The organism is Rhizobium sp. 22-785-1 (genome assembly GCF_053521965.1).
The window spans coordinates 1-14,558 of sequence record NZ_JBNWDI010000017.1 but is presented as its reverse complement, the minus strand read 5'-3'; the positions used below and the strand labels follow the sequence as shown (position 1 = coordinate 14,558).

The following is a 14,558-nucleotide window of genomic DNA, read 5'->3' as shown; positions in this document are numbered from 1 at the left end:
AGAGCAACAAGCATCAGCTCATCTTTTCCGATTTTTACAAGAACAAAGGACTTCGTCGCCAGCAGCGCCGCCGCCCTCGTCAGTGAGCGGACTTATAAGTGACAGCTTGGAGCGACGTCAATTGGGAAAATGAATATTCAGGAAAAATTTTTAAACAATCGCGAAAGGCCTTGCCACAAGCGCGCTTTCAAAGCGAAACGTCGCGCGCGCTGACGAACGCCCCGCCAGATGGCGCACAGAACGAATCTCTATGAGCCATCAAGCAAGTTGTAGATCACCCTTTCCTGGCGTGTTTATCAAAGTGCTCTAAGATAGCGGTCGACAGTAGCGAAATCAGGATCATTGCCATGCCGTACGACACGCGTGGCTCTGGCACCTCGTTGAACAGGAAATATCCAATTGCTGTGACGACCAGAAGGGACAGATAGCTGACAGGTGCAAGAATGGCGGCATCGGCCTTACGATAGGCCTGCAGGAAGCAATACTGCCCAAGTTGTGCCAATAGCCCTATCCCAAGCAGGGGAATCCAGTCGGATGGAGCGACCGGCTTCCATGTCCAGACTGCTGGGATGGCGGTAATAGCTGCAAGGCCAACGGTGTAGAAGACCATCATCACGGTCGTGTTTTCTGCCCGCAGGGCGCGCGCCTGTATTACCGCTAAAGCCCCGAAGATAACAGAGACGAGGATAATCAGAATACCCGCATTCACTTCTCCGCCTACGGGATTGATGACAACGAGCACACCCATAAAAGCAAGGCAGGCTCCAGCCCATCGGTACCGGTTCACGCTCTCACCAAGCAAGGTAACAGCAAGCGCCATTGTCACCAGTGGGCGCGAAAAGCCTATGGCATTCACAGTTGCCAGAGGAAGCAAGCCGATCGCAATGAAATTGCTCGTCAAAGCGATAGCATTACAGCAAATGCGGGATAGGTTACGCCATGGATATCGAACGGCTCTCATCTCTTTTCGGTGTCGCCAGATGAGCGGCAGGATGAAGAGCAGGCCGATCAGCGCCCGGATGAAGACGAGTTGGAAGGCAGGATAATTGACACCCTGAGCTTTCACCAGCGCAGTCATCCCGCCAGCGACGAGAGCCATGTCCAGGAATAGCCAACCAATACCCGCACGGATGTCATTCGCCTGCGAACGAGGGTGCGTGTTATTTTCTTCTTCGTCGTTCACGCAGGCTGCACAAGGTTGGCCATCAACCGGAATGCACCTGGAACCAACTTGTCCATCTGGTGATGCAGCACGAGGCTGACATGAGTGTGCCTCCCTCTTCCGATAGCCCCCGAGATCAACGCGCCCTTTAACGGTTGCTCGTCGACATCATGCATGGCGAGCAGCGGCTCGTAGACCTCATCCCAGCGCGAGGCAAAATAGAGACCACGCTCCTTATCCCAGCCGGTCCAGTCCGGGGCGTCGATAATATTGGGACCGATGAGCAGCGGGTGCTCGGGTTGAAGTACCCTGACCTCCGCTGCTGGATCAGTCACCCTCCAGCGAAGCGAGGGTTTTCCGATTTCTATCCGGTACACAGGCGTCGCTTCGGGGTCCCATCCGTCGGTCGGTCGGTGGTAGAGGGTAACGAGATGCCCGCCGCTCTCGACGAAGTGATGAATTTTTTCGGTTACCTCTGCAAGATCCCTGCGAACCCCAAAAGCAAATATACCAACGACGATAGTTGTGAAGGCGGAGAGATCGCCACCAAGCGCATGCGCGTCGAGCTCAGTGACATTTAAGCCCATGCGCGCGAGCCACATACCCACTCTGTCTGCGCCGCCGCCAACATAGCCGACGCGCGCATTTTTAGGCAGCTTGAGATCCAGCGACAAAATCTTCAAAGTCGAGGGCGACAGAAAGCGTGCCCGACCGATATGCGGATAAGCAATCGGCGTGATCTGAAAGGCCGGTTGCCCGCCGGAAAGCGCCTCCAGCTGGACAAGACCTGCTGCGCCTTCGCCTGCGAGCTCAGCAAACCAGTCGCCTCCTGAGTGGCGCACGCTCCAACCGCTTGCGGCTTTGAAAGAGATCGGGGCATGTCCCCCGTCTATATCTACCGCAAAACGAATGTTGTTCTGATCTTGTCCCTTTGGGACGAGGAGAGCATCGGGTTTCAGCGTCAACGACTGAGGGGGGGTGACAAAAAATGGTTCTTCCAAGTCGAAAAAACCAGACACTTCTCGCCCATCCACAACGGCCGATATCTGCACATACGCGTGGCCGTTGCCCCCTGCGGCCTTCCAGCCTGGGTGGTAGAGACTAGAAACAGCAGCATTAGTGTCCGCCGCGAGAGAAAAAACGACCGGCCGACAAAGCGATCGAACATCATAGCTTACACCCGCAGGAAGAACCGGCTTAACGTCGGCTTGAAACTCACTGGCTCTGTCGGATAACTCGACCCGAAGCGTTGCAGTCCCTCCTGGAACGATATCAGCTGGCTCGCTGTAAGCTCGTTCGAAGAGGTCGAGTGCGGTCAAAATCGCTAAATCCACCAGCCTGCGTTTGGTGACGATCCTATGTCCATGCAGTTCACGGAACGGCTGACCAGAGCTCTCGTCGACCTCTTGCAGGCAATGGGCTGCGGTAAGCAGCGACCGTGTTATCCGCTGAGTATCCGGATAGGCTGAAATGGCTTCAGCAATCGCCTCGTCGGCGTCGATAACCGCCTTGGCGAGAGTCGAATCGAGACCATCAAAACCTGCGAGGTCCGCCAAGGAGGATGGAAGATTGTCGAGGATAGAAGTTTCCTCGAGCGCCCCTTCCCCTGGGATTGCCAGATGCAACGGCCAGATGCGTTGCGGCTGTTCTGGCCAGTGCCCCATGCCCTGCGACGCGTGATAATAACGGGACCACTCGCCGATCCGGTCATATTCGGCGCCGGTCGCCTTCTCTTTGCCGAACGCTTCGACCACCAGCGTTGTGTCCGGCGGAGGAACCTCATCATCATAGGTGTCGCCACCACCAGACCATGCTGGAAGGTAGAACTTCGCCACCTTCCAAGGTCGCAATCCTTCGGCGGCGTGCTCAGGAAATGCGGCAGGATCTGCGGCGAGCGCAACAGCGCTTCTGGCAGCTCGCGTCATGGCCCGATGATGGCCGTGTTGGCCAGGCACATCAAGGAAGGTCGGGATGACGATATCCGGCCGCTCTTTACGGTAGGCACGAACCAATCGTTCCATGATGCGCTGTTCTCCCCATCGATCGAACGTCTGGTCACCATTCTTGGAGAAGCCGAAATCGTGAATTCTATCCGCTGGGCCGTGCCCAAGCCAGCTGACATCTGCATCGATAATCCGGGCGGCTTCTTCCAATTCACGCGATCGAATGACCCCCAAAGCGCCCAGACGCTCCGGCCCCAACGCGTTCTGTCCACCCTCTCCGCGTGTCGAACATGCGATAATCGTGCGCATGCCAAGCCCCATTCGAAGATAGGCCAGCAACCCGTTCTGCTCATCATCTGGATGCGCACCCGTATGCATAACGGTAACTGTGGAAGTCAGCGCGCTCAGCCTACGATGGAGACGAAGGAGCCAGGGATCGGCCATCTGGCGTTCGATGCGCTCACGAGGACTAAGCATGCTTGTCTCCCTAAATTTCAGTCGATAACTGCGGCTGCGGTGCCCAGAGATGTCTCTAGCTTTGGTGTCACGATGTCGAATAGCGGCAAGGCAGCAGCGCCAAGCGCGGCGGTCAGCTGACCGGATTTCCCGGTCATGACCCGCGGTAATTCGCGCTGACGATGGCTACCAACCGAAGTCGGCAGTGTTCCCATCCGCTGGATGATGCTCGCGATGATCGCCTCGGGTAGTGCCCCACCCAGAATGATTGTCTGCGGATCAAGAATGTTTTCGAGCATGGCGATCATGGGAGCGAGATGCGCTGCCGCATCATCGATCCAGTCGATGACCGTTGGATCCTGCATCTTGAATAGGGATTCCAGGTTGTCGAGCTCGGTGTTGGCAATACCTGCTTGACCCAGCCGCTCCTTGAGGACGTAGACGGACGCATAGGCTTCCAGGCAGCCTTTCTGGCCGCATGAAGGACATGCTCGACCCCGCGGCGAAACAGTCACATGACCGATTTCGCCAGCATTTCCGAAGGCACCGCGATAAGGGGCGCCGTCCTGGATCATGCCAAGGCCGATACCAACTCCGAAATAGATCATACAGAAATTCGGGATAGATTGCCCCGCACCGAACAGGCGCTCGCCCACAGCCGCAGCCGTTGCATCGTTTTCCACTACGACCTGTTGGCCGCATGCCTCGCTTAGCATTTGCCGCGCGTCAATCCCGTTCCAACCGGAGAGAGTCGTGGGACCAACCGAGGTCATACCATCGATCTCGAACGGCCCCGGCATGACGACGCCCGTGCCAAGTAATCGGCATCCCACCTGGTCTGCGACTGCAGCATGATCTGTTGAAAAGGTTTTAAGGATGGCTTCGGGCGACGTGTCGGTCAAAGGCGTTACGCGATGCGCGCGCAGAATTCCGGCTAGGTCGAGGCCCACTGTAACCATGTGATCGGCGGCGATTTCCACTCCGATGGTCGCCCCACCGTCTGGATTAACGGCAAACTGTATTGGCGGCTGTCCCCGACCTGTACGCCGTCGACCTAACTCTTTCAGAAGCTTCTCACCGACCAGTTCATCGACAATGTTGGCAACTGCCTGGGGAGTAAGATGGGTGATTTTCGCAAGTTGAGCTCGTCCGAGCGATCCATGCCGGCGCACGATATCGAGAACGACCCGCCGATTATGCTCACGGCTTCGCTCAGGATTTTTTCCGATAGCGACTGGATAGGCTTCCATCGTGTGTAACGTCATTTCTCACTTCCGGTCCGCTTGAAACACATAACTCCGGAACGAGAATACACGCAATACATTAATTCAAGTAAATTATCTTATTGACAAATGCCCGCCTTCAGAGAACCGTATAGCCGATCTTGACGACCGGCTCAGTTGCGCTTCGACGAAACGTTACGGTCTGAAGTCGATGAGTCACGCGAAGGCGTGAATAAAGGGAACGATCACTCCGTACCCGGAAGACCGGACGGAGAAACAGGAGGCTCACATGCGCAGGACAGCTCTATTTGCCGGATTGGTCGCCGGCTTCAGCACATTTGCATTCAACGCCGCGCAGGCCGTTGAGATACAATATTGGCAGTATGTCTTCGATACACGGGTCAAAGCGATGGATGAATTGATCGCTAATTTCCAAAAGGCCAATCCAGACATCACCGTCAAGCAGGTTACTTTTCCTTACGCCGACTATCAGACACGCGTGATTGCGGCCAATATGTCTGGCAACGGGCCGGATGTGATGCAGCTGTTCTACGGTTGGCTCGACAAGTTTGCGGCAGGAGGGATCTTGCAGCCACTACCCTCGGACGCCTTCCCCCATGACAAGATCGAAAGCGAATTTTTCCCCATCGTCAGCGCCATGAAGCGGGGAGATGATTATTATGGCCTGCCGACGGCTGTACGGTCACTTGCTTTGTTCTACAACAAGAAGCTCTTCACGGAAGCGGGTCTCGACCCCGCTAATCCTCCCAAAACCCTGGACGAGTTCGTGGCTGCGGCTGAAAAGATTTCCAAGCATGACGATGCCGGAAACCTGACTGTCGCTGGAACAACGCTCGATATGGGTGGACAGGACCATCAGTGGTGGCGCGAAGTTCTCATTCGGCAATATGGCGGGGAACCTTATACAGACAATGACCGTAAGGTCGCCTATGACAGCGACGCTGGCATCCAGGCCCTGAAATTCTACACCAGCCTCCAGCTCGAAAAGAAGATCGGACAAGCCGGCTTCATGGATGAAGGTCAGGCAGCGTTTCGTGCTGGCAAAGCTGGAATGACCATAGACGGGACGTTCCGCCTCGGCTCGTTCCGCACCATCAAAGATTTCGAGTGGGGCGTTACCGAACTTCCAACTAACGACAAGAATATCCGCTCCAACTACGCGAGCTATTTCGCCAATGGTATCAGTGCAAAGACGACTGGTGAAAAGCTCGAGGCTGCGAAGAAATTTCTCGCCTACATCTCCTCGCCAGAGGCAATGTCGATCTGGTTGAAAACTGTTGGGGAGCTCCCTGCCCGTCGGTCTGCGGCTCTAACGGACGCAAACCTCAAAGATCCTATCTACGGCCCGTTCCTTAAGGGTCTCGAATATGCCCACACAACGATATTTCTGGACGAAGCCGCACAGCGTCAAAACGCCATCGACATGACAAACCGTGTCCTTCTCGAAGGCCAGTCGGTAGAGGAATCGATCAAGCAGGCGGCTGAGGGCGAGCAGGAAATCATCGACGCGGCGCAACCCTGATAGGAGTTTCTGCCATGGCGGCGATTGATCAAGATGGGGTGGCGAATGGCCGCCCCGGCGGCTCCTTGCGAGATCGCCTTCCCATGCGGACAAAGCGTCTCATATGGATATGGAGCTTCCTAGCGATCCCTATCCTGTTTTACAGCGTGATCCGCTTCTACCCGACTTTTCAGGCCTTTTGGCTGTCATTCACGAACTGGGATCTCTTAAGACCGGCCAAATTCATCGGTTTCGCCAATTATGTGAAGCTCTTCAAAGATCCGCAGTTCTGGAAAGTGTTCAAAAACACCTTTACCTACCTCATCGTCGGCACCCCGATTAGTCTCGTACTGGCCTTCGTGGTCGCCTTTTTCCTGGACCGAGTACGCATCCTGCACGGTTTCATCCGGGCACTGTATTTCTTGCCTTACCTGACGACGGCCGCCGCGATGGCTTGGGTTTGGCGCTGGTTTTACCAGCCTCCCCCGATCGGCATCATAAATGATGTTCTCGGCGTGCTGGGGGTACCCCAACAACCGTTCATTCGGTCCACCGATCAGGCGCTCTATTCAGTTATGGTGACAGCCATTTGGGCGGGATTGGGCTTCCAGATCATCATCTTCATGGCTGGATTGCGCGCGGTTCCGACGACATTCTACGAAGCTGCCCGAATTGACGGGCTTGGCGAATGGGCAATCCTGAGGAAGATCACGCTTCCGCTTCTGAAGCCAACGACCGTTTTTCTCGTGGTCTTTTCTTCGATTGGCTTTTTACGCATTTTCGACCAGGTCTACAATATGACGACGAACGACCCGGGGGGCCCGCTTGGATCGACCAAGCCGCTCGTGTTGATGATTTATCAAACGGCATTCAACTCCTACGCGATGGGTTACGCCGCTGCTCAGACCGTCGTTCTCTTCACCATCCTGCTGCTCGTATCGCTGCTCCAACTCTGGATACTGAGGGAAAAGAAATGAGCGAGACTCTGCCGCTTTCCCATGCTCGCGTCCGACCAGGTCGTATTCTTGCTTGGACATTGCTGTTCATCGGTGGCCTGATCATGGTTTCGCCGCTACTCTTCATGTTCGCGACATCCTTTAAGACGGCCGATCAGGTCTACGATCTTCGGCTAATTCCTGAAGCGCCGACACTCGGCAATTACATTACCGTGCTCGCAGACGGGCGTTTCCTGCGCTGGTTCTTCAACTCCACGGTTGTTGCCGTACTGGTGACGATTTCCAACTGTTTTTTCGACAGCCTTGTAGGCTACACACTGGCGAAATTCGAGTTCCGTGGCCGCTATTTCATTTTCCTCGCGATACTCTCGACCTTGATGATCCCTACTGAGATGCTCGTCATACCGTGGTATCTGATGTCCAGTCAGCTCGGCTGGCTCGATAGCTATTGGGGGATCATGTTCCCCGGCATGATGACGGCGTTCGGAACATTCTTGATGAAGCAATTCTTCGAGACCGTCCCCAATGACTTTCTCGAAGCCGCACGTGTCGATGGGCTGAATGAATTCCAGATATGGTGGAAGGTCGCTCTGCCGCTGGTGACGCCAGCGCTTTCAGCGCTCGCCATCTTTACCTTCCTTGGCAACTGGACGGCCTTCTTCTGGCCCTTGATCGTCACCACGAGCAAGGAACTCTACACATTGCCAGTTGGGCTTTCGAGCTTTGCGGTTGAACAGCAGATTCAGTGGGAGATGATCATGACGGGTGCCGCTATCGCCACCATCCCCACCCTCATCGTCTTCATCATACTGCAACGCTACATAGTGCGTGGAGTGATGCTGGCGGGACTGAAAGGATAATATCATGACCCTTAACAGCCCAAATATCTCCGATACCAGTGTGTTTCCAGACCCCGTGTATAAGGACACTGTCCTTCGCCCGCTGTTCGATGGCGCCAAGAACCATCACGCGGAAGGCTTTCGCCGCATTGATCGCGCCCACCTAGTCATGCTGCACGAGACCGGAATTCTTGACTTTGAGGCCGCATCGAAAATCGCAAAAGCGCTGGACGACATCGATCAGGCAATCGATCCCTCAACCCTTGTATATACGGGAGAGGTAGAGGACTTCTTTTTCTTGATTGAGAAAGAGCTGAAATCACGCATCGGCGTCGATGTTGCAGGAAGACTGCATACGGCACGGTCACGCAACGACATTGATCACACTCTGTTCAAGCTCAGTCTTAAAGACAAGATCGACTGGCTGAGCGGTAAGGCTCGAATTCTACTGGAAGCGTTGATCAATACGGCCGAGCGCAACGACAAGACCCTGATCGTCGCATACACCCATGGACAGCCGGCTCAGCCAACGACTTTCGGCCACTATCTTTCCGCCGCGATCGAGGTGCTGATCAGGGACATCGAACGCTTGGGCGAGGCCAGACGCATTGTCGATCTTTCACCCATGGGCGCCGCTGCCATCACAACCTCCGGCTTTCCCATCGATCGCGCCCGTGTGGCCGACCTGCTTGGTTTTTCCGCGCCTCTTCGCAACTCATACTCTTGCATAGCAGCTGTTGATTACACGACATCAACTTACTCGGCCATCGAGCTTATGTTCCTGCATCTTGGAAGGGTCATTCAAGATTTCCAGTTCTGGACGAGCTTCGAAGTCGGACAGATTTATGTGCCGAATTCCTTGGTGCAGATCTCATCTATCATGCCCCAGAAACGCAACCCTGTCCCAATCGAGCATCTGCGCCACCTCGCCAGCCAAACGCTTGGCCGTGCTCGCACCATGCTGGACATCATGCACAACACCCCATTCACGGACATGAACGACAGTGAGGGCGAAAGCCAAGGCACTGGTTATGAGGCGTTTGCGACTGCCGGCCGCGTGCTTGACCTCTTTGCCAGCCTCGTCAGCCAGATCACGATAGACCCTGCTCGCGTTGACCAGAACATCCGCCGCTCGTGCATCACCATCACCGAACTCGCCGACTCGCTCGTCCGGATTGAAGGCCTTTCTTTCCGTCAGGCACACGAAATCGCTGCACAAGTAGCGAAGAGCGTGGTCGCCTCTCATGGCGATCTCCCAAACTCTGGCTACCTGCCTTTCCGCCAAGCCTTCGCCGGGCTCACACAACGAGAGACCAAATTGGACGAAGAGCAATTCAGGCACATCGTTTCTCCAGAACACTTCGTCGAAGTCCGTGCTCGTTTCGGTGGACCTGCGTCTGACCCTATGCGCGAGGCGATCGCGGCATACCGCGAAGCACTTCTTGCGTTCGAGAAGGAGGCGCAGCGGGCTGCCGATCACGAGGCCGCAATGGCGGCAGAGTTAAAGCTGAAATTCACTGCCCTCACGGGAGCGCGATAATGGCAACCATTGAACTCAACCAACTGGTAAAGCGCTACGGCAAAGTTGAGGCCGTAAAAGGTATAGATCTCGCGATCAGCGACGGCGAATTCGTGGTGTTTGTCGGACCGTCTGGCTGCGGCAAATCTACGACGCTTCGTATGATTGCAGGACTGGAGGAGATTTCGGCCGGAACGTTGAGGATCGGCGGAAACGTCGTGAATGAAAAGGAGCCGAAACAGCGCAACATCGCCATGGTGTTCCAGAATTATGCGATCTATCCGCACATGACCGTTCGTCAAAATATTGGGTTTGGGCTTTATACGTCCAAACTTGACCGCGAAGAGAAAAAGCGGCGCATAGAAGACGCTGGAAAAGTGCTGGGACTCGAAGCTCTTCTGGATCGTCGACCCGCAGCCCTTTCGGGCGGCCAACGGCAACGTGTTGCCATCGGCCGGGCTATGGTACGTGATCCAGCAGCATTTCTTTTCGATGAACCGCTTTCCAATCTCGACGCCCAGCTCAGATCGCAGATGCGCATTGAAATCAAACGTTTGCATCAGCGCCTCAAAACAACGACTGTTTATGTAACTCATGATCAGGTCGAGGCCATGACCATGGCGGACCGGATCGTTGTAATGAAGGACGGGCACATTTTGCAGGTCGGAACACCAACTGAGCTCTATGAGGCTCCGGTCGATGTTTTCACCGCCCGATTCATAGGTAGTCCATCGATGAACCTTCTCCGGGGAATCAAAACCGCCACCAGCGCGGCCCCTTCGGCAACGGGGGAGCTTTTGATCGGCGTGCGCCCCCATGATCTCCTGGTCGGGGAAAGCATGACCGATACTGAGACCTTTACGCTGGAAGGCATTGTGACGGCGGTCGAACCGCTAGGTCCGGAGACGCTGGTGCACCTGGACGCAGAAAACACTTCGGTCATAGCCACGGCACGCGACAAATCCATCCCTGCGGTGGGTAGTCGCCTGCAATGCCGGGCAGAGCGCGGGACGCTTTACCTGTTCGATGCAAGGACGGAAAAACTTCTGGGCCGAGCATGATGACGAGAGAAAAAGCAGCCGTTATCAGTATCGGCCGAATTTATTGCGACCTCATCTTCACAGGGTTGGATGAGTTGCCTGTACTGGGCCGCGAGTTGTTTGCGGGCGACCTGGAAATCGCGGCGGGTGGCGGCGCCTACATCGCGGCAGCACACCTTGCTGACATCGGCCGACCGGCTGCGTTGCTGGCAAGGCTGGGTAGTGACGCGCTGTCGTCTGTAATTGGCGAAAAAATGAAAACCAGCGGCGTTGATCTGCAGTTTATAGATCACTCGAGGGACGCGGGACCACAAGTCACTGTTGCGGCAGTGGTGGGCAAAGATAGAGCCTTTCTAACCCGCCGCGCCGGGTCAGCCCTCCCCTCAACACTGGACAATGCTCTAGCTTGGGAGAACGCAAGGCATCTGCACATAGCAGAGTTCGCTACTCTTCACGAAATTCCCGACTTGGTGTCTCGCGCAAAAGAAAAGTCAATGTCAGTTTCATTGGATCCGAGTTGGGACGCTTCTCTGATCTATGATGATGGGTTTCTGAATTCCTGTGCCGGCGTAGATGTCTTTTTGCCTAACCTTGAGGAAGCTACCGCGATCACAGGGCATGAAGATCCAGACGCGGCGATCCGAAAACTTGCAGAAGCTTTCCCAACCGTTGCTCTTAAGGTCGGAGGAGAAGGTGCTTGGGCTTCGTCCGACAGGGGTATATGGCATGCACCAGCTCACGATGTCGATGTCGTTGATACCACAGGTGCAGGTGATGCGTTCAATGCAGGCTTCATTAACGCATGGCTTGAACAACTCGATCCTAAGAGGTGCCTTGAAGCTGGCATAACAGCGGGCAGTCGCGCCGTTCAAGTGAAGGGAGGGGCACCGCGATCGTCTTGACTTCGAAATCTCCGTAATTTCGATGGCTGCGCGGCGCCTAGGTCACCTTGAAATCGTTCTGCGGCCTGCGGAGCGATGCAATATTTCGATGCGACTTCCATTTTTTATCGGCAAACTTGTACGGGTAAAAGCATCAGTAAGCTTATGTCCGAAGCCCAACTGAGAGTATCATCGACGGCCACCTCAGCTTTAATGCGCGAAGTGTCGAGTAGGACCCACGCCTTACCTAATCGATAACAGCGCCAGGGCTAGTGCGGCGATCAAAAGCATAAGCTGAGCCGGCGCCAACTTGGAGCCAGCGCCTAATGAGCGCAAAGCACTTGAACCGATAATTTTATCACGAGTTGGAACGTCCGCTCCGCTAGAGCGATCGTCGTGCAGACCACTGCGGTAATTTAGTACTTCAGTTGAGACCAACTTACCGCGTTTAGAACTTATAAAGGCTACTCACATTGTTTATCGAGCTTCGCCGAGATTCCCGCCTCGGGACACAGCGCATTAAGCATTTTCGCTTCTACTCAGTTGTCATATGATTTTAGAGAGCGATTGTGATGAGCCTTTACCCGATTCCCAACGATGACGAAGAACGGATCGAGGTTCTGGATAGCTTCGCACTGATGGATACTGCACCCGAGCAAGAATACGACCACATCATACAGATGGCGTCTCGGATCTTCGATGTCCCAATCGTTCTCATATCACTTGTCCATCGTAATCGGCAATTTTTTAAAGCTCGTATCGGCCTAGATGTATGCGAAACCGGACGAGATGTCTCGTTTTGCACCTACGCGATGATGGACGCCAAAGTTTTTGTTATCCCGGACGCATCGAAGGATGAGCGTTTCCGGTCAAACGCCTTGGTCACGGGGTACCCGAACATTCGGTTCTATGCTGGCGCCCCACTCATTAGCTCTGAAGGATATGCGCTTGGCAGCTTGTGCTTGATAGATCCAAAACCGAGATTGACGTTCTCGGATCGCGAACAGCGAATACTTCAGGATCTGGCAGCTATGGTCCTCGAAAGAATGGCATTGCGCAGGTTAGAACGGGAAAGCGAGACTAGCCGTAACAAATTCATCAATATCACATCCACATCTCCAGACGCCATCATCTGCGCAAACAGCAAAAACCAGATAACGTCTTGGAATGCTTCGGCGGAAGATATTTTTGGCTACTCCCAGGAAGAAGCACTTGGTAAACCTCTCGACATCATCATGCCGGACTCAATGCGTGCCAGGCACGGTGCGGGCCTTGCCAGAGTCGCGTCCGGCGGACCCGCTCGCATCATAGGTACCTCTGTCAATTTGACGGCGAAGCGTCGCGACGGCTCCGAAGTTCCAATAGAGCTCTCCCTTTCACAATGGAACGAGGCGGGCGAGCCACAGTTCGGGGCGATCATCCGGGACATAACCAGCCGTTTGGAAGCTGTTAAGCGACTAAAACATGCTGCTGAGTACGATGATCTTACTGGCCTTGCAAACAGGTCAAGTTTGAAGCGGCGTATTCGGCAGGCTTGCGAAAGCCATGAGCCTTTGGCGCTCCTCCTGCTTGATTTGGACGGTTTTAAGGACGTTAATGATACGTTGGGGCACTCCGCGGGGGATGTTGTCCTCAAGATTGTTGCACAGCGTCTGAGAGAAAGCGTCCCTGACCACCACATGGTGGCCCGGTTGGGCGGGGATGAGTTTGTCATCGTGATCTCTGAGACGGTCGATCCCATAAAGACCAGTGAGCTTGCTTCGAGGCTCATCTCTATTATTGAGGAACCTATAGAATTCGACAACGAGCCCATTCACATCGGGGCGAGTATCGGCATTTCCTTGAAATCAGGCCCGGAAGACGACAGTGAGCAGATGCTGGGGAACGCCGATCTGGCGCTCTATCAGGCCAAGGCAGATGGTCGCCATCTCGTGCGCATATTCACACCTGAGCTTCGCCAAACGGCTTTGAAGAAGGGAGCCATGAGTTCCTCGATCCGTCAAGCATGGGAAAATCAGGAGTTTGAGCTCTATTACCAGCCTCAGATCAAACTCAGCGATGGCAGCCTAGCGGGCGCGGAAGCGCTGATAAGGTGGAACCATCCACAGCTTGGCGTCGTCTCTCCTGCAGCATTTTTGCCTGTCCTTGAGGCCAGCCTTCTTGCTGTTCCGGTGGGCGAATGGATTTTGCGAACCGCATGTGCCCAGGCAGCGCGTTGGCGGCAGATCAGTTGCAAAGACTTCAGGATTGGCGTCAATCTGTTTGCAGCACAATTCAGGACACGGGACTTTGCGAAGTCCGTCGAAAGCGCGCTTGTGGACAGCCTTTTACCGGCAACCGCGCTAGAGTTAGAAATTACTGAAAATATCATTCTGAAAAACGAACAACGAATCATGGAGCCGCTTCACTATCTTCGCTCGCTCGGCATCGGAGTTGCTTTTGACGACTTCGGCACCGGGTTTGCGTCTCTCAGCCTTCTAAAAGACTATCCGGTCACCCGCCTGAAAATCGACCGCTCGTTTGTTAGCGGTAGCGAGCGTAACAAGAAAGACGAGGCGATCATTGAAGCAGTCACGAGACTGGCGGCGGGATTTGAACTCGAAGTCATTGCTGAAGGAGTTGAGACAGTCGAACAAGCACAACTCATGCAGAACTACGCGTGCGACGAAGGACAGGGCTATCTCTATGGCCGCCCCATGAGAGCGAGTGACTTTGAACGTCTTTATCTAGAACCTGCTACCAACCGTGTTTCAGTGGGAGTTTGAAATACGGGCAGCAAGGATCCGAACGTGCTTATCGTGCTCGAAAACTTAGGCAGTTTACGAGACGATCACCGCCTCGAAGGTTTTAGAACCGCGAACGTTTTGATGCAATGCTGTCCGGATGGAGCAGTAATACAATTTTCACGGATAGTTGAAGTGACCTTGCCCCCAAGTTTTATCCAGTTTTGAGTTCGCTCCAGCGGTTTTGGGTTGCTGTATTCGGGGCGGTAGCGGCGGGGTGTGGTGCGGAGCCAT

Annotated in this window: 10 protein-coding genes and 1 pseudogene; 7 read left to right on the top strand and 4 right to left on the bottom strand. The window is 54.7% G+C overall.

The features are described 5' to 3' along the window. Positions 1-274: 274 nt before the first annotated feature. Genes ACQZ5M_RS20960 through ACQZ5M_RS20950 form a run of 3 tightly spaced genes read right to left on the bottom strand, consistent with a single transcriptional unit; the run spans position 275 to position 4,826 of the window. Positions 275-1,183 (bottom strand): DMT family transporter, encoded by a 909-nt coding sequence (locus ACQZ5M_RS20960; protein WP_449080790.1) that lies wholly within the window; start codon positions 1,181-1,183, stop codon positions 275-277. Next, positions 1,180-3,582 carry a PIG-L family deacetylase gene (locus ACQZ5M_RS20955; protein ID WP_449080789.1) on the bottom strand — a complete coding sequence of 801 codons (2,403 nt, stop codon included), beginning with the start codon at positions 3,580-3,582 and terminating at the stop codon, positions 1,180-1,182. The genes ACQZ5M_RS20960 and ACQZ5M_RS20955 overlap by 4 nt, the downstream gene beginning before the upstream one ends. 17 nt (positions 3,583-3,599) lie before the next feature. Continuing rightward, complete coding sequence (locus ACQZ5M_RS20950) at positions 3,600-4,826, bottom strand: ROK family protein (RefSeq protein ID WP_449080788.1); 1,227 nt, start codon at positions 4,824-4,826, stop codon at positions 3,600-3,602. Between the two features lie 247 nt (positions 4,827-5,073). On the opposite strand from ACQZ5M_RS20950, the gene ACQZ5M_RS20945 reads away from it, so the two are divergent. The 7 genes from ACQZ5M_RS20945 to ACQZ5M_RS20915 all read left to right on the top strand — a co-directional run bounded on the left by ACQZ5M_RS20945 (position 5,074) and on the right by ACQZ5M_RS20915 (position 14,306). Then, positions 5,074-6,327, top strand: a complete 1,254-nt coding sequence (locus tag ACQZ5M_RS20945) for an extracellular solute-binding protein (protein ID WP_449080787.1) — start codon at positions 5,074-5,076, stop codon at positions 6,325-6,327. A gap of 14 nt (positions 6,328-6,341) precedes the next feature. Beyond that, positions 6,342-7,283 carry a carbohydrate ABC transporter permease gene (locus tag ACQZ5M_RS20940; protein WP_296078282.1) on the top strand — a complete coding sequence of 314 codons (942 nt, stop codon included), beginning with the start codon at positions 6,342-6,344 and terminating at the stop codon, positions 7,281-7,283. Further along, on the top strand, positions 7,280-8,122 hold the full coding sequence (locus tag ACQZ5M_RS20935) for a carbohydrate ABC transporter permease (protein WP_296078280.1): 843 nt from the start codon (positions 7,280-7,282) through the stop codon (positions 8,120-8,122). Before ACQZ5M_RS20940 ends, ACQZ5M_RS20935 begins: the two co-directional genes overlap by 4 nt. A gap of 4 nt (positions 8,123-8,126) precedes the next feature. Continuing rightward, positions 8,127-9,641: an argininosuccinate lyase gene (argH, locus tag ACQZ5M_RS20930; RefSeq protein WP_296078278.1), complete on the top strand. Its 1,515-nt coding sequence runs from the start codon at positions 8,127-8,129 to the stop codon at positions 9,639-9,641. After that, on the top strand, positions 9,641-10,681 hold the full coding sequence (locus ACQZ5M_RS20925; RefSeq protein WP_449080786.1) for an ABC transporter ATP-binding protein: 1,041 nt from the start codon (positions 9,641-9,643) through the stop codon (positions 10,679-10,681). Before argH ends, ACQZ5M_RS20925 begins: the two co-directional genes overlap by 1 nt. Next, positions 10,678-11,562, top strand: coding sequence for a carbohydrate kinase family protein (locus ACQZ5M_RS20920; RefSeq protein WP_296078275.1), 885 nt, complete (start codon positions 10,678-10,680; stop codon positions 11,560-11,562). Before ACQZ5M_RS20925 ends, ACQZ5M_RS20920 begins: the two co-directional genes overlap by 4 nt. 551 nt (positions 11,563-12,113) lie before the next feature. Further along, positions 12,114-14,306: a sensor domain-containing phosphodiesterase gene (locus ACQZ5M_RS20915; protein ID WP_449080785.1), complete on the top strand. Its 2,193-nt coding sequence runs from the start codon at positions 12,114-12,116 to the stop codon at positions 14,304-14,306. Between the two features lie 65 nt (positions 14,307-14,371). Here the strand turns inward: ACQZ5M_RS20915 and ACQZ5M_RS20910 are convergent. Beyond that, positions 14,372-14,558, bottom strand: a pseudogene (locus ACQZ5M_RS20910) (hypothetical protein); the annotation flags it as partial.

Bases quoted from the DNA above. Each gene is read 5' to 3' on its own strand.
- ACQZ5M_RS20955 (WP_449080789.1), bottom strand. From the start codon at position 3,582: ATGCTTAGTCCTCGTGAGCGCATCGAACGCCAGATGGCCGATCCCTGG.
- ACQZ5M_RS20950 (WP_449080788.1), bottom strand. From the start codon at position 4,826: ATGACGTTACACACGATGGAAGCCTATCCAGTCGCTATCGGAAAAAAT.
- ACQZ5M_RS20945 (WP_449080787.1), top strand. From the start codon at position 5,074: ATGCGCAGGACAGCTCTATTTGCCGGATTGGTCGCCGGCTTCAGCACA.
- ACQZ5M_RS20940 (WP_296078282.1), top strand. From the start codon at position 6,342: ATGGCGGCGATTGATCAAGATGGGGTGGCGAATGGCCGCCCCGGCGGC.
- ACQZ5M_RS20935 (WP_296078280.1), top strand. From the start codon at position 7,280: ATGAGCGAGACTCTGCCGCTTTCCCATGCTCGCGTCCGACCAGGTCGT.
- argH (WP_296078278.1), top strand. From the start codon at position 8,127: ATGACCCTTAACAGCCCAAATATCTCCGATACCAGTGTGTTTCCAGAC.
- ACQZ5M_RS20925 (WP_449080786.1), top strand. From the start codon at position 9,641: ATGGCAACCATTGAACTCAACCAACTGGTAAAGCGCTACGGCAAAGTT.
- ACQZ5M_RS20920 (WP_296078275.1), top strand. From the start codon at position 10,678: ATGATGACGAGAGAAAAAGCAGCCGTTATCAGTATCGGCCGAATTTAT.
- ACQZ5M_RS20915 (WP_449080785.1), top strand. From the start codon at position 12,114: ATGAGCCTTTACCCGATTCCCAACGATGACGAAGAACGGATCGAGGTT.